The sequence below is a fragment of the Listeria grayi DSM 20601 genome (assembly GCF_000148995.1).
GTDB classification, from domain to species: Bacteria; Bacillota; Bacilli; order Lactobacillales; family Listeriaceae; genus Listeria; species Listeria grayi.
This window is the reverse complement of the sequence record NZ_GL538353.1, coordinates 326,584-344,096: the sequence shown is the minus strand read 5'-3', so window position 1 is coordinate 344,096 and position 17,513 is coordinate 326,584. Positions and strand designations below refer to the sequence as shown.

19 protein-coding genes are annotated in these 17,513 nt (G+C 42.3%); 6 read left to right on the top strand and 13 right to left on the bottom strand.

The features are described from left to right. Positions 1–147 precede the first annotated feature (147 nt). The 3 genes from HMPREF0556_RS09110 to HMPREF0556_RS09100 are packed head-to-tail and all read right to left on the bottom strand — an operon-like array spanning position 148 to position 3,083. Complete coding sequence (locus HMPREF0556_RS09110; protein WP_003757875.1) at positions 148–864, bottom strand: LutC/YkgG family protein; 717 nt, start codon at positions 862–864, stop codon at positions 148–150. Beyond that, positions 861–2,333: a LutB/LldF family L-lactate oxidation iron-sulfur protein gene (locus tag HMPREF0556_RS09105; protein WP_003757874.1), complete on the bottom strand. Its 1,473-nt coding sequence runs from the start codon at positions 2,331–2,333 to the stop codon at positions 861–863. The genes HMPREF0556_RS09110 and HMPREF0556_RS09105 overlap by 4 nt, the downstream gene beginning before the upstream one ends. Before the next feature lie 12 nt (positions 2,334–2,345). Further along, the gene (locus tag HMPREF0556_RS09100; protein ID WP_036108452.1) at positions 2,346–3,083 is read right to left on the bottom strand and encodes a (Fe-S)-binding protein; all 738 of its coding nucleotides are present in this window, start codon (positions 3,081–3,083) and stop codon (positions 2,346–2,348) included. Positions 3,084–3,315: 232 nt separating this feature from the next. Between HMPREF0556_RS09100 and HMPREF0556_RS09095 the strand changes: the two genes are divergently transcribed. The 4 genes from HMPREF0556_RS09095 (at position 3,316) to HMPREF0556_RS09080 (ending at position 6,533) form a co-directional block, all read left to right on the top strand. Then, positions 3,316–4,983, top strand: coding sequence for a peptide ABC transporter substrate-binding protein (locus tag HMPREF0556_RS09095; protein ID WP_003757869.1), 1,668 nt, complete (start codon positions 3,316–3,318; stop codon positions 4,981–4,983). 257 nt (positions 4,984–5,240) lie between these two features. Beyond that, entirely contained in the window at positions 5,241–5,657 is a 417-nt protein-coding gene (locus HMPREF0556_RS09090; protein WP_003757866.1) for an SRPBCC family protein, read from the top strand. Beyond that, entirely contained in the window at positions 5,654–6,118 is a 465-nt protein-coding gene (locus HMPREF0556_RS09085; RefSeq protein ID WP_003757865.1) for a MarR family winged helix-turn-helix transcriptional regulator, read from the top strand. Before HMPREF0556_RS09090 ends, HMPREF0556_RS09085 begins: the two co-directional genes overlap by 4 nt. Further along, positions 6,111–6,533 (top strand): EVE domain-containing protein, encoded by a 423-nt coding sequence (locus tag HMPREF0556_RS09080; protein WP_036103299.1) that lies wholly within the window; start codon positions 6,111–6,113, stop codon positions 6,531–6,533. The genes HMPREF0556_RS09085 and HMPREF0556_RS09080 overlap by 8 nt, the downstream gene beginning before the upstream one ends. A gap of 26 nt (positions 6,534–6,559) precedes the next feature. Here the strand turns inward: HMPREF0556_RS09080 and HMPREF0556_RS09075 are convergent, their stop codons facing one another. The 8 genes from HMPREF0556_RS09075 to HMPREF0556_RS09040 all read right to left on the bottom strand — a co-directional run bounded on the left by HMPREF0556_RS09075 (position 6,560) and on the right by HMPREF0556_RS09040 (position 13,803). Next, on the bottom strand, positions 6,560–7,507 hold the full coding sequence (locus HMPREF0556_RS09075; protein ID WP_003757861.1) for an NAD(P)-dependent oxidoreductase: 948 nt from the start codon (positions 7,505–7,507) through the stop codon (positions 6,560–6,562). A gap of 17 nt (positions 7,508–7,524) precedes the next feature. Continuing rightward, positions 7,525–8,217 carry a thiaminase II gene (tenA, locus tag HMPREF0556_RS09070; RefSeq protein ID WP_040486700.1) on the bottom strand — a complete coding sequence of 231 codons (693 nt, stop codon included), beginning with the start codon at positions 8,215–8,217 and terminating at the stop codon, positions 7,525–7,527. A 194-nt stretch (positions 8,218–8,411) separates the two neighbouring features. Then, the gene (locus tag HMPREF0556_RS09065; RefSeq protein WP_003757857.1) at positions 8,412–8,807 is read right to left on the bottom strand and encodes a cytidine deaminase; all 396 of its coding nucleotides are present in this window, start codon (positions 8,805–8,807) and stop codon (positions 8,412–8,414) included. Between the two features lie 13 nt (positions 8,808–8,820). Next, on the bottom strand, positions 8,821–10,122 hold the full coding sequence (locus tag HMPREF0556_RS09060; RefSeq protein WP_003757855.1) for a pyrimidine-nucleoside phosphorylase: 1,302 nt from the start codon (positions 10,120–10,122) through the stop codon (positions 8,821–8,823). 20 nt (positions 10,123–10,142) lie between these two features. Next, positions 10,143–11,327, bottom strand: a complete 1,185-nt coding sequence (deoB, locus tag HMPREF0556_RS09055) for a phosphopentomutase (protein ID WP_003757853.1) — start codon at positions 11,325–11,327, stop codon at positions 10,143–10,145. A 21-nt stretch (positions 11,328–11,348) separates the two neighbouring features. Then, positions 11,349–12,530: a NupC/NupG family nucleoside CNT transporter gene (locus HMPREF0556_RS09050; RefSeq protein WP_003757851.1), complete on the bottom strand. Its 1,182-nt coding sequence runs from the start codon at positions 12,528–12,530 to the stop codon at positions 11,349–11,351. 118 nt (positions 12,531–12,648) lie between these two features. After that, entirely contained in the window at positions 12,649–13,314 is a 666-nt protein-coding gene (deoC, locus tag HMPREF0556_RS09045; RefSeq protein WP_003757848.1) for a deoxyribose-phosphate aldolase, read from the bottom strand. 150 nt (positions 13,315–13,464) lie between these two features. Continuing rightward, a complete protein-coding gene (locus tag HMPREF0556_RS09040) occupies positions 13,465–13,803 on the bottom strand; it encodes a zinc ribbon domain-containing protein YjdM (protein ID WP_003757846.1) in 339 nt (112 codons plus the stop codon). 135 nt (positions 13,804–13,938) lie between these two features. On the opposite strand from HMPREF0556_RS09040, the gene HMPREF0556_RS09035 reads away from it, so the two are divergent. Then, on the top strand, positions 13,939–14,658 hold the full coding sequence (locus tag HMPREF0556_RS09035) for a YebC/PmpR family DNA-binding transcriptional regulator (protein WP_003757844.1): 720 nt from the start codon (positions 13,939–13,941) through the stop codon (positions 14,656–14,658). Between the two features lie 113 nt (positions 14,659–14,771). Beyond that, positions 14,772–15,659: a LysR family transcriptional regulator gene (locus HMPREF0556_RS09030; protein WP_003757843.1), complete on the top strand. Its 888-nt coding sequence runs from the start codon at positions 14,772–14,774 to the stop codon at positions 15,657–15,659. A gap of 30 nt (positions 15,660–15,689) precedes the next feature. Here HMPREF0556_RS09030 and HMPREF0556_RS09025 read toward each other — a convergent pair whose 3' ends face one another. Beyond that, a complete protein-coding gene (locus tag HMPREF0556_RS09025; RefSeq protein ID WP_003757841.1) occupies positions 15,690–16,220 on the bottom strand; it encodes a GNAT family N-acetyltransferase in 531 nt (176 codons plus the stop codon). Between the two features lie 5 nt (positions 16,221–16,225). Then, positions 16,226–17,470 carry a beta-ketoacyl-ACP synthase II gene (fabF, locus tag HMPREF0556_RS09020; protein WP_003757839.1) on the bottom strand — a complete coding sequence of 415 codons (1,245 nt, stop codon included), beginning with the start codon at positions 17,468–17,470 and terminating at the stop codon, positions 16,226–16,228. Positions 17,471–17,513 lie beyond the last annotated feature (43 nt).

The window sequence follows — 17,513 nt, the reverse complement described above, 5'->3', positions numbered from 1 at the left end:
GAGCCGGAGAAGAAAATCGTATTCTTGATTTTCTTCCCCGGCTCTTTGTGTAGACTTTATTCTTAATGAAAAAATAACTGGCTCAAATTTGGAACAGTCATTTGTCATTATTTAACTTTCATTTAATTACGAGTTACTTTTTATTTTTCACTTATCTGTCACTATGACGTACGTCACCGCAATTGGTCCGTGCACGCCTACAACCAATTGCATTTCGATATCGCCAGAATTGGACGGACCGGAAATGAAATTGATGGAAGAGCCATAGGTTTGCCCCGTGTTTGTCTGTTCATCATAATATTTAGCTGCCTGTGTTGAACGGGGCACAATAACCGATTTGGGAATGATCGCGATATATTTTTCCGGCAAGAAATGGAAAGAGCGGCCTTGGTTCGGGCTGGACTCAACTACTACAGTCCCACTCTCTGCTAATAAAAATTCTGCAAAAGCAATTCCGATATTGGTATCTGCCGCTGTATCGATATTTGTTTTCCGATTCTCGTCGCCAGCTTTCCAGATTTTCACCTCGCAATTCGGCACGGCGTTTTCCAAGAAAGGATTAAGCCCAAATTGAATAAAGCGTTCATCTTGCGCTACCATGACTTTGCCATTTTGATAGTATTCTAAACGTTTCGCCAAGTCAGCAGACAAATGTTCGGAAGTCGTTTCGATCACATCAGTGTGAATCGTTTGGCATGCTTCTTTGGCGATTTCTAATAATTCCGTTTGGTTCTTATCTTGTAGCGTTTCTTCCACTACCGTATGAAGATAAGGCGGTCGTTCTACTTTTTCCGTCCGGCGCTCGCGACCTAGTTTTGCGGCGATATTATTTAGAAAAGCTTCCTGGTTTGGATTGGAACTCATTTCGATTTCCCTCCTTGCTCGTGCTTTTTGTACCAGTTGCGGAAGTTGTCTTTCGCTTTTGGTGGCCTTGGCAAATCGCGGACGGAGGTCCATCCTTTGATCATTCCTACGCCACCAGTCACAAACCCGCCGAATTGATACATGTTTTCGATCGCGTAATCTTGTTTGACACCAAACACTTTGACCCCTGCATGGGCAAACTTGAGTGCTTGCTGGAACATAAATGGCGAGCCGGTTGCTTTGGCGATAAATTTCATTTGCTGATTTTCAAAGCCGTGCTTCATTTTCAGCTCGTCCGTCATAACGCGACGATGCGCGATCAATAGTTCATGAAGCGGAATTTTGACTGGGCAGGTTTCTGTACAAGCCCCGCATAAACTGGAAGCATACGGCAACTCGCCGAATTGTTCGTAACCACCTAATACCGGCGATAGCACAGCACCGATCGGGCCGGGATAAATCGATCCGTAGCCATGACCGCCGATCGTCCGGTAGATGGGACAGACATTCAAACATGAGCCGCAGCGGATACATTGCAAGACCGATTGAAATTCTCCACCAAGAGCATTAGAGCGATTGTTATCCAAGATCACGACATGAAAATCTTCGGGGCCGTCCGCTTCTGCTGCTTGTTTTGGTCCGGAAAAAGTAATATAGCTAGTCAAGCTTTGACCGACTGCGCTACGTGATAATAGGTTATCCATGATCTCCGCATCCTGCATGGTCGGGACGATCCGTTCCATTCCCATCAAAACGATTTGCGTATCCGGGATACTTTCACAAAGATCAGCATTTCCTTCATTCGTTACTAAGTTCACCATTCCATTGTTAGCGACCGCAAAATTACAGCCGGTAATCCCGATATCCGCCTCTAAGAAAAATTCGCGCAGTACTTTTCTGGCAAACCTTGCCATATGCACCGGTTCATTATCACCATCATAACCGAGTTTTTCTTCAAACACTTTACGGATCTGCTCCCGATTTTTATGTATATCAGGAAAGACGATGTGGGAAGGTTCATCCCAATCATCCATTTGCAAGATAAATTCTGCCAGATCGGTCTCCATTACGGAAACTCCATCTAGTTCTAATAATAGTTTATCAAGATCGATCTCTGTTGTTACCATGGATTTTGATTTGACGATTTTTTTTGCTTGTTTTTGTTCGACTACGGTTTTCACATAATCCGTTGCTTCTTTTTCCGTTTGTGCAAAAAAGACCGTTCCGCCATTTTTTACAACGTTTTTACTAAATTCTTCGAGATAGTAATCGAGATTTTCTAGCGTATGCTGTCTGATTTGCTCGCCTACTTCGCGCCATTCTTCCCAATTTCCTAATTTTTCCCGCGAAGCTTCCCGTTTTACCCATTGGTCATCTTGTGATTTAGCCACAGCTTTACGCATAAAGCTGTCTTGGATTCCTTCTTCCACGCGTTCTTGAAAGGGTTTTGTACTTGTACTAAGTCCCATGATCTCTCCTCCTTAAAGTGCTACTTCGCTTTGAACGCCGCTGTTCAAGACTTCGGCAATGTGCATGATCTTGATTTCTTTTCCCAAGCGGTTGAATTTTCCACCGATATTCATTAAACAACCCATGTCGGCGCTGATCAAGATCTCTGCATCCGTTTCCACGATATCTGCTACTTTTTCGGAAACCATTTGTTCCGAGATCTCTGGCATTTTGACGGAGAAAGTTCCGCCGAATCCACAACAATTTTCCACATGCGGCAAGGCAATCATTTCCAAACCTTCTACTTCTTTTAATAATTCAAATGGTGCCTCGCGTTCTCCCAAGATCCTCGTCATATGACAAGAACGGTGATAGGTCGCTTTTCCCGCTAATTTTGCGCCTACATTTGTCTTCCCTAATACACGATAAATAAATTGGCTGAACTCATACGTTTTCTCGCTCAATTCCTTAGCAGCCTCGGCATATTCGGGGTCATCTTTAAAGATCTCCGCATATTCCCGCATCATCCCAACGCAAGAACCTGATGGTCCGACCACATATTCCGAATCTTTGAATGCTTCGAGCTGATTGATCAATGTTTTCCGAGTATCTTCCATGTAACCGCTGTTATAAGTGGGTTGCCCGCAGCAGACTTGCGACTCTGGAAAATCCGTTTCGCAGCCAAGCCGTTCTAAGCATTCCACCATTGCGATCCCAACATTCGGAAACATCATATCGACTAAACAAGTTGAAAAAATGCTGACTTTCATTTCATACGCCTCCATTATTTTTTTACTAAGTTGTTAAAACAAAGTCATTTTCGCCTCCATTTTAGCACAAATACGACTTACTTTCTAATAAGCATAAATACTAAATTATATCGTTATCGTTTGATAACAATTATTAAATGGTAATTACTCATTAGCAGATTTTAAAGTTGACTAATTTACTATGAATTATTATACTTAACTTACATTTAATTAGTTAAGGAGAAAAAATACTATGAACTTATTCAAGAAAGTCGCGCTTTTATCTTTGCTCACACTCTCATTTGCCCTATTACTCGCCGCCTGTGGTCAAAAAAACAGTGATACTTCTTCCAGCAATAATTCCACTGCTTCCAAAAAAGTTAATTTCCTTGAAACGAGTGAATTACTTACTTTAAACACGACGGATGAAGAGGATTTCACAAGTTTCACCGCTCAAAATCAAGTCTTCGAAGGGCTCTACGGCTTAGATAAGAAAGATAATTTTGTTCCTGCTGTCGCTGACGGCATGCCGAAGACAAACAAAGCCAAAACGGTTTACACAATCAAACTGAAGAAAAATGCAAAATGGTCCGATGGTTCGGCTGTTACTGCGAATGATTTTATTTATGCTTGGCGCAGAGCCGTTGATCCGAAGACTGCTCCTGGTTATGCTTCTCTATTCAAAGATTCTATCAAGAACGCAACAGCGATCAATGATGGGAAAATGCCGGCTGACAAGCTTGCGGTCAAAGCTCCAGATGATCATACGCTTGTCATCACACTGAAAAAACCCGTTCCATACTTTATTTCACTACTGTCATTTGAAACTTTCTTCCCCGAAAAACAAGCTTTCGTGGAAAAACAAGGCGATAAATATGGTACCGATGCGAAACATACACTATATAATGGACCTTTCGTAATGAAAGAATGGAAAGGCAATACTAGCAAGGAATGGACATATGCAAAAAACGAGCACTATTGGGATAAGAAAAACGTACAAGTAGGCGAGATCCACGTGAGCGTTGCAAAAGACATCAACGCTGGCGTCAACCTATTTGAAACGAAAAAAGCAGATCGTGCCCCACTTTCCGGCGATTATGCCAAGCAATATAAAAATCGCAAAGATTTCCAAACGGAAAACGATGCCTTGATCAACTACCTACGTTTCAACCAAAAACGCAGTGGCAAAAAAACACCACTGGCAAACAATGATCTGCGCCATGCGATCAGCTTAGCAGTAGATAAAGACACCCTTACAAAACAAGTATTAGGCGATGGCTCTTTTGCAGCCAACGGGCTTTTACCGAAAAACTTTGTTCAAAACCCTAAAACAGGAGCCGATTTCCGTGAAGACAGCGGCGATCACCTTGTTTACAATAAAGCAGAAGCGAAGACATATTTCGCCAAAGCTCAAAAACAATTAGGTAAAAAAGAAATCACGTTAGATTTGCTTGGCGATGACCAAGATACAACAAAAACGATCTTCGCTTATATCAAAGATCAATTGGAAAATAATTTGCCAGGCCTTAAAATCAATGTCCGCAATATCCCGGCAAAAACAGCTACTCAGTTTACACGTGACGGCAACTATGACATGTCTCTAAACGCTTGGATGCCTGACTTCAAAGACCCATGGACTTATAGCAGCTTGTTCTTATCGGATTACTACAACAACTCGATGGGCTACAGCAGCAAAGCTTATGATAAACTAGTCAACTCTACAGAAACAACACTGGCAACCAAACCGGAAGCTCGCTGGGATGCTTTCGTTAAATCTGAAAAAATCCTACTGGACGATGATGCTGCGATCTTGCCACTTTATCAAAGAAAAACAGCTGTCTTGCAAAATCCGAACTTGAGCGGTGTTCAGAAACATGCTTTTGGATCACCTTATAGTTATAAGTATATTCGGTTGAAATAAAACAACTCGTTCTTCCTAGGTATATAACTAAATAGAGCAGCCTCCAATAATGGGGGCTGCTTTTGTATATTCCTTCTAAATGAAAAACTGTTTCTCTTATTTACATTTGAATTTCTTGCTTCTCCTAATAAAGTAGTATGTACCATTTAGAAAGTCTTTCTATGATCAGTATTCAGTTTTTTTCTGTTTTTAATTGACTTATCAATAATAAGTATTTATATTATAAGTATACTTACAATAAGAAAGAAGGATATTTAATGAAACTAACATTTGAATTAAGCACTGACTTATCCCCCCAAAAAATCTGGCCAATGTATGCGGAAATAACAAATTGGTATAAATGGGAATCTGATTTAGAAAGTATTTCGCTGGAAGGTGACTTTGCAACAGGTACATTTGGCCAAATGACTCTACTAGGTCAGCCTCCTCTAAGGTTTGAATTGACTGAAGTACGGGCGGATAAAAGTTTTTGCGATAAAACAGTGATTCCAAAGCTTGGCGATTTGTATTTCTATCATGAATTAATTCTTAGAGATGGACACACCTCTGTTCGTCACTCTGTCGAACTTATCCCGATTGAAGGATTGGATCTTCAGAAAGGCCTCGATTTTTTACAGCAAGTATTTGCTGATGTCCCTGCTTCTGTCTCTCAACTAGTAGAGGCCTCCAGATGAATGAATTCCCTTCACATTTCCGAGAAAATGCAGACGCATCCATTGGTTTCTCTTTTATCCGGGTCTATAACTTATGGCACAGGAAAATAAAATCTGAACTTCAAAAAATCGAGCTTACACATCCACAATTCGTTATTCTAGCAACACTTGGCTATTTGGAACAATTTAATACAGAGATCACCCAGATAAATATTTCTCAAAATGCTGATATGGATGTAATGACAGTCTCAACCATCTTAAAAAACATGGAAAACAAACAATGGATCATACGCTTCCCATCTGAAAAAGACACACGGGCCAAAGCCGTTTCTTTAACGGAAAAAGGTTCCGGAAAATTAGCAGCAGCTTTACCTGTAGTGGAAAGAATCGATAGCCAATTTTTCGGGAAACTAGCGGAAAAACAAATGGAATTCAATCAGTTGCTTCATATATTTCTAGAAGGAGGAACTGATGATGACTAAATATTGGGTCGGAGTTGCGAGCAAGAACCATGTAGAGCTTGGTGTCGATGGCGGCTTTTCTCAGCTCTGTCATGGAAAACACGCACCACTTGTCAGAATGAAACCCGGAGATTTTATCTTTTATTATGCTCCCAAAGTATCCCTTGAAGGAAAGGAATCTTATCAAAGAATCATTGCGCTAGGGAAAATCGTAAGTGAGAAACCCTATCAAGTGTCAATGGGTGAGGATTTCCACCCTTATCGCAAGGATGTTTCTTTTTACCACCCAGAACGTGAGGTTCCACTTTCTGAACTAAATCAATTAGCAGAGTGGATAGAAGTGCGGCCAAGGCTACGTTACGGACACTTTGAAATCTCAAAAAGCTTATTTCAAGCAATTGGTATGCTGATGTTTCCGTCAAAAAAAGAGAAGTAAAGCCATAGCTTCACTTCTCTTTCTAATCAATAAACTGCATTCTCCGCTTCTTTCCCATGAAGCACAGCCTTCACATTCTCGATCGCCATCGCGGTCATTTGATAACGTGTTTCTGTATCCGCATTTCCGATATGCGGTGTCAGCACGACATTTTCAAATTCCTTGAACTGCTTGGAAAGTTTCGGTTCAAATTCAAAAACATCCAGTGCGACACCTGCGATTTCTTTATTTTTCAATGCTTTCAGCAAGGCTGCTTCTTCGATGATCGGTCCTCTTGCAGCATTAATAAGGAATGCAGTATTCTTCATAGCTGCAAAAGCTTTTTCATCGAACAAGTGCTTTAATTTCTCGCTGTAAGCTGCATGAATGGTAATAAAATCGCTGCTGGCGATCAGTGTTTCTTGGCTGACAAATTCGGCGGCAAATTTTTCGGCAGCTGGTTTTGGGTGATGTCCGGAGTAAATGATTTTCATTCCGAAGGCTTTTGCACGCTTTGCCACAGCTTGACCGATTTTACCAAGCCCGATAATGCCCAGTGTTTTTCCAGATAAGGAAGTGCCGAGGAAATAAGTGGTTGCCCAACCAGTGAAGGACTCTGGGGAAGTTCGAAGCAGGCGATCGCCTTCTGAGATACGTCTAGCAACATCTAACAGTAAACCAAATGTCAAATCGGCAGTGGCTGCTGTAGAAACAGCTGGTGTATTGGTCACAACGATTCCTGCTTGTTTTGCTGCTTCAATATCGATATTATCAAATCCTGCTCCGATATTAGCAATGATCTTCAATGAATCCGCCGCTTCAATAATTGCTGCATCGATTTTTTCTGACAATGGGATGATCATTGCCTCTACGCCCTTTAACGTGTCACGAAGAATTTCCGGTTTTGTACCGCGTTCCAAAAAAAGCAGTTCGTGATCTGCCAGCATTTGTTGATTCGTTTCTAAAATATCTCCAATAATTACTATTTTCGCCATTTCCCTGCCAACTCCTTTTATTTGATTGCTTGTTTTGCAGAAAACCGCCAGTCGATCTGATGGTAGGCCATTTCCCAAAAATGCCATTCTAATTCGCAGCTTCGTAAAAAGCGTTGTTTGGCTTTTTCGCGCGCTGCTTCATTTGATTGTGCAGCTTCTCGGTCAAGTAGATAGAATAATTTCGCAGTGGCACTTTCTTCTCCCACATTCGGATGATAAAAATCGATCCACTTGGCAAAAGGATTTGTTGCTTCGTTTTTACCGCTCACCGTATGTGCGACTGCGATTTCTTCATAAGTCCATGGACATGGCGCCAAGGAAGCTACAATATCCAGCAAGCTGCCTTCTCTTGCAGCGTTATACATATGTTCGTTATATAAATAAGCTGTCGGCGCTAAATCTGCATGTGTATGGGCTTCATAATCAATCGCAGCTACTTCTGAAAAAAGCTGATGCGGCGTTACTTCACTATGTAAAGTGAGATCGATCTGTTCTGAAAAGAACGCCATATCCGCTTTATTGTCGCATTTCATGATTGCCGCTGCGTAAATTTTCGCAAAGGCTTTCAAATAATTCGTATCTTGTTCGATATAAAACTGCAGCGCTTCTCTTGGTAGCTTTCCCTCCCCGATTCCGACAACAAACGGATGATCGTGGATCGCTGCCAAGATCGGCTGTGCTTCTTCTTTTAAATGCTCTGAAAACAACATCTTTTTTCCTCCTTTAGACAATGGAACAAACCCCATAAACCGGCAATGCTAACTGTAAACCTGCGACCTAAATCAAGTTCAAAGAGACCCGACACAACACCTATCTCAGCGTTTCGCTTCCCCAGTGTTCGATATGCTTTTAGAATAACACAAAAAAGACTTAGAGGCCTATTTGTCACCTCCAAGTCTTTTGTTTAATTCAGATCTTTCGGAGTAAACGCTCCTGGAAGAAGTTCTGCAACGGTAGTTTGAACGGTGTTTCCTTTCAAGTTCGTCAGGGTGACCGGCATATCCGGTTCACAAAATTCGCTGATGACTTGGCGACACGCGCCGCATGGGGCTACTGGGCCTTCTGTGTCAGCAACTACGACTAGATGCTGGAAGTCCTTTTCTCCCGTAGAAACGGCTTTGAAAATCGCTGTTCGTTCTGCGCAATTTGTTAGGCCAAATGAAGCATTTTCGATATTGCAGCCTTGGATGACCTCTCCGTCCTTGGTCACGAGTGCCGCCCCGACTGGAAAATGAGAATATGGTGTATAGGCAAATTCCCGTGCTTGTTTTGCTTTATCAATCACTTGATCGATATTCATGCAAATCCTCTCCTTACTCCGTAATTAACGTATGAATCAACGTTGGCTCTTCGGCATAATCAGCAATTTCAATATTCGCGTAAAGGCGTTCTTTGACATCGTCCACATTTTCTTTGTTGCTGTAGATCGTTACCAATGATTCGCCTTTTTCGACTTTATCGCCGACTTTCTTGTTGAGCATCAATCCTACTGCTAAATCGATTTCGTCTTCTTTCGTTGCTCTTCCTGCACCTAAGATCATCGCTGCTACGCCTAATTCATCGGCAACGATATTGCTTACATAGCCAGAATCTAGCGCTGGAAGTTCGATTTTATAAGCTGCTTGTGGTAATTTTTCAGGATCATCGACAATGCTAGCATCGCCGCCTTGATTTGTAAGGAACGATTTGAATTTCGCTAATGCCTTGCCGGAATCAATCACTTCTTGGAGCTTTTGACGCGCTTCTTCTAAGGTCGCTGCTTTTTTCGCCAGTACGACCATTTGACTGCCAAGTGTGAGAACAAGCTCTGTCAAGTCTTTTGGCCCTTGTCCTTTTAATGTATCGATCGCTTCCTTCACTTCAAGCGCGTTTCCGATCGCAAAACCGAGCGGTTGTGACATATCGGAAATTACAGCCATGGTTTTACGGCCGACATTATTGCCGATCTTCACCATCGCATGCGCAAGTGCTTCGGCATCTTCTTCTGTTTTCATGAAAGCGCCGGCGCCAGTTTTGACATCTAAAACGATCGCGTCCGCACCAGCAGCGATTTTTTTACTCATGATCGATGTTGCGATCAATGCCATAGAGTTGACGGTCCCAGTCACATCACGAAGCGCATAAAGCTTTTTATCAGCAGGAGTCAGGTTGCCGGATTGTCCAACGACCGCTACCTTATCGCGGTTCACAAGTTCGACGAAGTCTTGCTTGGATAATTCAATGTGGAAACCTTTGATTGCTTCTAATTTGTCGATCGTCCCACCTGTGTGACCAAGCCCGCGTCCGGACATTTTTGCTACAGGGACATCAAGTGCTGCGACAAGTGGCGCCAAGACTAACGTCGTGGTATCGCCAACGCCGCCCGTCGAGTGTTTGTCGACTTTTACGCCTTCGATAGCAGAAAGGTCGATCACATCACCGGAATTTACGATCGCCATCGTCAAGTCAGCGCGTTCTTGTTCATTCATATCTTGAAAGTAGATCGCCATTGCAAGCGCACTTACTTGATAATCCGGGATGTCTCCCTTTGTATAACCATCCACGAAGAAATTGATTTCTTCTGTAGAAAGAGCTTTGCCATCACGTTTTTTAGAGATTATGTCTACCATTCTCATTGCTTTTCATCCATCCCTTCTTATTTCAATTGATCTAAAAAGCTAGTGCCGTATTCCGGCATTTTCACTTTAAAATTATCTGCAACTGTTGCACCTAGATCAGAATACGTTTTACGCAGTCCTAGGTCAGAACCACCATTAAAGCGTTTCGAGAAAGCAATCAGCGGTACATATTCACGAGTGTGATCTGTTCCGCGATACGTCGGGTCATTCCCGTGATCAGCGGTAATCAGTAGTAAGTCATCTTCTTTGAGATTTGCAAATACTTCCGGCAAACGGCTGTCGAAGTCTTCAAGCGCTTTTCCGTAGCCTTCTGGATCACGGCGGTGCCCATAAAGAGCATCGAAGTCTACTAAGTTCAGGAAGCTCATGCCATGGAAATCTTCTTCTAATAAGTCGATAAATTTGTCCATGCCGTCCATATTGGATTTGGTACGGATCGATTTCGTTACGCCTTCATTATCGAAAATGTCGGAGATCTTTCCAAGCGCGATTGAATCCAAACCGCCGTCTTCTAACGCATTCATCACTGTTGCGCCGAATGGCTTCAAGGCATAGTCATGGCGATTGGAAGTTCTTTCAAATGTTTCCTTGGTTTTACCGACAAATGGTCTAGCAATGATGCGACCAAGCATATAAGGTTCATCACGTGTGATCTCACGGCAGTATTCACAAATGCGATATAATTCTTCTAGCGGAATGATCTCTTCATTTGCTGCGATCTGCAGTACGGAATCCGCCGAAGTGTAGACGATCAATGCACCGGTTTTAAGTTGCTCCTCGCCTAGTTCTTCCATAATCTCTGTCCCGCTGGCTGGCTTATTTCCAATAACTTTGCGACCAGAGAAATCCTCGATTTTTTGGATCAATTCATCTGGGAAGCCATCTGGGAAAACGCGGAAAGGTTTATCAATGAACAGCCCCATGATTTCCCAATGTCCTGTCATGGTATCTTTTCCTGCAGAAACTTCCTGCATTTTCGTATAATATGCAAGCGGCGCATCTGCTTTTGGTACGCCTTCGATCTCACGAATATTCGATAATCCTAGTTTTGCCATATTTGGCATTTTCAGACCACCACGGCTACCAGCAATGTGGCCTAATGTATCGACATCAAAATCATCAAACTCCGCTGCATCAGGTGCTTCCCCGATACCTACTGAGTCCATTACAATCACATGAATACGTTTGAATGCTTCTACCATTTAAATCCGCTCCTCTTCTATTTAATAAATCAATCCGACGATCGTTGCGCTGACAAAACTTACCAGCGTCGCGCCGAATAATAATTTTAATCCAAATTTTGCTACGACATTTCCTTGCTTCTCATGCAGACCTTTTACAGCGCCGGAAATGATTCCGATCGAAGAAAAGTTGGCAAAGGAAACCAAGAAAACCGATATGATCGCTGTGGTTCTGCCACTGAACGAAAAATGCCCTTGGCTAAGTGTCGTCATTGCCACAAATTCATTCGAAACCAATTTCGTTGCCATGATACTTCCTGCTTTGACAGCTTCATCCCAGGGGACACCCATCAAGAAGGCAAATGGCGCAAAAATATAACCTAATAGATCTTGGAAAGAAATACCGATGATACCGCTGAAAAGTGCATTGATCAATGCAATGATCGCTACAAACCCGATAAGCATCGCCGCTACTGTAATGGCTACTTTGAAACCATCCATGATATATTCGCCTAATACTTCAAAAAACGATTGTTTCTCTTCTTCTTGAACTTCTAAAATATCTTCGTCTGGATCAACTTTATATGGATTGATGATCGATGCGATGATAAATCCGCCAAACAAATTGAGCACGAGCGCCGTAACCACATAACGTGGCTGAAGCAGTGTCATATATGAACCAACGATCGACATCGAAACTGTCGACATCGCGGAAGCACATAATGTATACAAGCGATTCGCCGGCAGACGCCCTAATTGTTTTTTTACGGAAATAAAGACTTCCGATTGTCCCAGAATAGCGGACGCGACTGCGTTATAAGATTCTAGTTTTCCCATTCCGTTGACTTTACTCAAAAGGACCCCGATCCATTTGACGATGAACGGTAGGATCTTCCAATGTTGCAAGATTCCGATCAAGGCTGAAATAAAGATGATCGGCATCAAAACACCTAAGAAGAAAGTAGCCTGATCATGCTTGACAAGATTGCCGAATACAAACTCGACACCGCTATTGGCATAAGATAACAAATGGTTAAAGCCATTTGCGATTCCTTTGATCAAGAAATTCCCCACGCCGGTATTCAGTAGTAAAAAACCTAACACAAACTGTAGTACAAGCATTACGATCACAGGCCGATATTTTACTTGCTTCTTATTATTACTTGCCAGCCACGCAATGACTAAAAATACAATCAATCCAACGATTCCTACTAGATACTTCAAAACAAAACCTCCAAAAACATTTACAGCTATGCTGACACCGTTTACAGTTACCTGAACAAGTAAACCGTTTTACGATACAGCGTTTTCTTTCATCTCGCTAACCATAAATTGCTATTTTTTAGTAATCTGACTTACTTGTCTGATCCCCTGAAACAATTGCTACCCCTGCACTAGCGCCAATTCTCGTCGCTCCTGCTGCTACCATATCTTCTACATCTTGTTTGGTTCGTACACCGCCTGATGCCTTCACACCAATTGTTGGTCCTACAGTCTTACGCATCAATGCAACATCTTCTTTCGTCGCTCCACCAGTTGAAAAACCTGTTGATGTTTTAACAAAATCCGTTCCAGCTTTTACAGCGATCTCGCAAGCGCGAACCTTTTCTTCATCGGATAATAAACTTGTTTCGATGATAACTTTTACCAAAGTTCCGTTAGCCGCTTCTACGACTGCACGAATATCACTTTCTACCAAAGCATCATCTTTATCTTTCAAAGCCGCGATATTGATAACCATATCCACTTCGCCTGCTCCGTTTGCGATCGCGTCTTTTGCTTCAAACGCCTTCACAGCAGAAGTATTGGCTCCTAATGGAAAACCGATTACGGTACAAACTTTTACATCCGATCCTGCTAAAAGTTCGGCTGCCAGTTTTACCCAAGTTGGGTTGACACATACAGACGCAAATCCATATTCCTTTGCTTCTTTGCACAATTGCGTGATTTGTGCTTTTGTTGTTTCAGGTTTTAACGCTGTGTGATCGATCAGTTTTGCTAATTCCATGAAAATTACCCCTCTTTTCTCTGTTAAATTACTTTCATCATACCCTGTCAAAAGTATTTTGTAAACATGTAAGCGCTATATTCGGTCTTGCGTGACTTTTCTGGGAATTCACAGAAAAAAGCCGCCCCCTAAGGTGCAGCTCTCTTTTGATCAAGCTTTTTTTACAAATTCGGATTTTAACTTCATTGCTCCGAAGCCTGTAATTTTGCAATCTATATTATGATCGCCCTCTACAAGTCGGATGTTTTTTACTTTTGTCCCGATTTTAAGTGGAGTGGAACTCCCTTTTACTTTTAAATCTTTAATGATCGTAACGCTGTCGCCGTCGTTCAATAGAGCGCCATTTGCATCTTTGACGATCAATCCTGCATCTTGGGCCGCTGTTTCCTCTGGCGACCATTCATGTCCGCATTCCGGACAAACCAGCATTGCTCCGTCTTCATAGGTATATTCGGACTGGCATTCTGGGCATTTTGGTAAGGGTTGCATCTTGATTCCTCCTGTTCTCTACTATTAAGTATACTGAATTTCGTATGCTTTTCAAATTATTACTTAACAAAAGGCGATGTTTTCTTTATAATAGGAAAGAGTGTTTAACACCGAATTAGAAAGTGAGTGGAGAATATGGGCCGTAAATGGGCAAATATTAAGGAAAAAAAGGCTTCTAAAGACAAAAATACAAGTCGCATCTATGCAAAATTCGGTATCGAAATTTATGTAGCTGCAAAATCAGGAGAACCAGATCCACATGCTAACCAAAAATTGCGCTTTGTTATTGAACGTGCCAAGACTTATAATGTGCCGAAACACGTCATTGACCGCGCCATTGAAAAAGCAAAAGGCACAGGCGACGAAACTTATTCAGAACTTCGTTACGAAGGTTTTGGACCAAATGGTTCCATGATCATCGTGGATGCACTGACCAATAACGTCAACCGCACTGCTTCTGATGTTCGTGCTGCTTATAATAAAAATGGCGGAAATATGGGCGTGAGCGGTTCTGTTGCGTACATGTTTGATGATACAGCCATCTTCGGGATCACCGGAAAAGAAGAAGAGGAAGTCTTGGAACTATTGATGGAAGCGGATATTGATGCCCGCGATATCTTTATAGAAGAAGACCAAGTCATCATTTATGCTGAACCGGATGACTTCCATGCGGTTCAAGAAGCATTGAAATCCGCTGGTATTGAAGAATTTACAATCGCTGAGATCGAAATGATCCCTCAAAACGAAGTACCACTCGAAGGAGAAGACCTGGAGAAATTCGAGCGGTTGATCGACACATTAGAAGACTTGGAAGATGTCCAAAAAGTCTATCATAATGTGGCATTAGACGACTAATTAATAACTCCGATTTTGCAGGGTGGCAAATGTGCTTACATTATAGGCCTTTAACGAGGACGAATTAAAGCATCTGCCACCCTGCTTTACTTTTCCAAGAGAGGAGGATACACATGATTTTAAGCGACTTGCAGTATTTTATTACCCTTTGCGAAACGCATAATTTTACAAAAGCTTCTGAAAAGCTGTTTGTTTCTCAGCCTTCGATCTCGATGAGTATCCATCGTTTAGAAGAAGAAATGGGACAACAGCTGCTAATTCGTGGTCGTGGTCAAAAACCCCTTTATTTAACGCCAGCCGGTGAAAAAATGCTGGATTACGCCAAAATCATTATCCATGATGTTGAACGAATGCGGGAAGAAGTCAGCAACACTCCCTCTCGAAAATTAAAACTAGGCGTTCCTCCAATCATCGGTGCTTATTTTTTCCCCGAGATCATGAAACAGCTCTCAACGGAAGAAATCAATGCCTTTTCCACAGTGGAAACGGGCTCGATCGAGATGCATCAACTTTTGAAAGACGGCGAAGTAGATATGGCATTTATCGGTTCTGCGACGGAGGAAAAACCAGCAAATCTGGAATCGTATTTCATTGCGCGCGACGAGTTTGTGGTCTGCGTTTCAGAGTTACATCCGCTTGCCAAAAAGAAGACAATCGCGTTTTCCGAATTAAAGGGTTCCCGCTTCATTTCCTTGGGGAAAGGATTTCTGCAAAGCGATATTTTGGAGAAAACATGTCACGCAAACGGGATGGAAGAAGAAATCAATAATTTTTATTATACAGATGAGCTGCAAACAGCAAAATCACTTATTTCTTCCGATATCGGCGTTGGGCTGATGATCCGTTCTTCAGTCGGCACGCAGCGAAATATGGTCACACTGCGTTTGAAAGATCCGCTTTATTTTTATATTTATTTATGGGTAAACGACCTTTACCCGTTTACTGGCTATGAAAAGCAATTAAAGAAAAAGCTAGTCGAAGCCAGTTCTATTTTCATATAAAAAAGGATGGGAACAATTCCCATCCTTTTGTTAGTCCTCTAAATAAAAATAAATATCTGCCTTGCCCTCTTGCCGGGTATGCTTGTATACATCTGTATTTAGGCCACCGATCCGAAAACCGCTGTGCAGATAAAATAGGCAAGCTGCCAAATTATTATCTTGCCCGATCGTATAGATCCCACGTTTTCCAAGTTGCACTGCTTCTTCCTTTGCGCGTGCGATCAACAACTTGGCGATCCCGGATTTCCGGTATTTCTGCTTTACCTTTAAATCCATCAAGTACATATATTGGAACCAATCCTTCTGGATCACGGCGAGTCCCACGCATTCCTCATCCACATAAGCAGCTACGGCAAACCCGTTTTGGGAGACTTGCTCATAATCATAGGCTTCATCGGGAAAAGTCATTGTCGTTGTTTCAGAAAACAACTCTTTGTCATATTCCCATTTTTCATTGATTCGAGAAACGATCAGACGACCAAAAACATCAAAAGCTTCATTTTCTAGGTGAAGCGCTTCTTGATCTGCAGCTGTTACTATGTCGATTCGAATATTTGTCATTGTTTCTACTCCTTGTCAGCTTTATATTTCTTCAAAATAAGCACTGCATTATGGCCACCAAATCCAAAGGAATTAGACAGACCATATGTCAGACTGCGTTTTTCCGCAATAAAGGGAATGTGCAGATTCGATTCTATATGCGCCTCATCTAAGTTGATCGTTGGGGTTACCACATCTTCTTGCAGCATTTTTGCTAAGGCAAAAGCTTCAAACGCTCCGGCTGCACCTAACATATGGCCAGTCATAGATTTATTAGCTGTTACCAATGGGTCTGAATCTGTGAAAACTTGACGGATCGCTTTTTCTTCGGAAGCATCTCCGACAGGCGTACTAGTTGCGTGGGCACTGATGACGTCAATATCTTCAGCTGTGATCCCCGCATCTTCCAGCGCAAATTCCATTGCTTTCGCTGCTCCTTTTCCCTCTGGATCAGTCGCAACGATATGATAAGCATCCGAAGCGACACCATAACCTGTCACTTCTGCATAAATCGCTGCTCCCCGCTTTTCAGCGCTTGCTAGACTTTCTAAAATCAAAACAGTACTTCCTTCTGCAATGACAAAACCATCGCGGTCCTTGTGGAAAGGCCTGCTAGCTTGAGTGGGTTGTTCATTATTTTGCGATAATGCCTTCGCATTGCTGAAACCAGCGATTGCTACTTCATTGATCGCTGCTTCTGTGCCACCGGCAAATGCTGCGTCGATAAAACCATATTTGATTGCCCGGTAGGCTTCTCCGATCGAATTATTGCTAGTCGCACAAGCTGATGTGATCGACATTGTCGGTCCTTTTGCTTGGAAAGCCAAACTGATATTTGCAGTAGCTGCATTCGGCATCAGCATTGGTACTAATAAGGGGCTGACTCTGCGACTTCCTCGTTCTTTCAGTAATTCTACATTATCGATCAGAGATTGGATTCCCCCGATCCCCGAACCGACATAAACTCCAAAACGATACGGATCGATCGCTGCGTTTGCAAAATCACTGTCCGCATATGCCTCTTTGGCAGCTGCAAGTGCAAATAAAGAAAAGCGATCTAATTTCCGCAGTTCTTTTTTATCCAGATCTACATCTGCCTCTATATTTCTTATTTCACCAGCAATTTTGACTTTTAGATCGCTAGTATCTGTGTTTTCGATCGTACTGATTCCTGAAACGCCCTCTTTCAGCGCCTTCCAAGCTGTTTCTTTATTAAAACCTAACGGAGAAATAACCCCTATTCCGGTGATGACTACTCGATTTTCTACCATTTTTTCGCACTCCTCTCGATAATAGTATAGAATAGTTATTAAC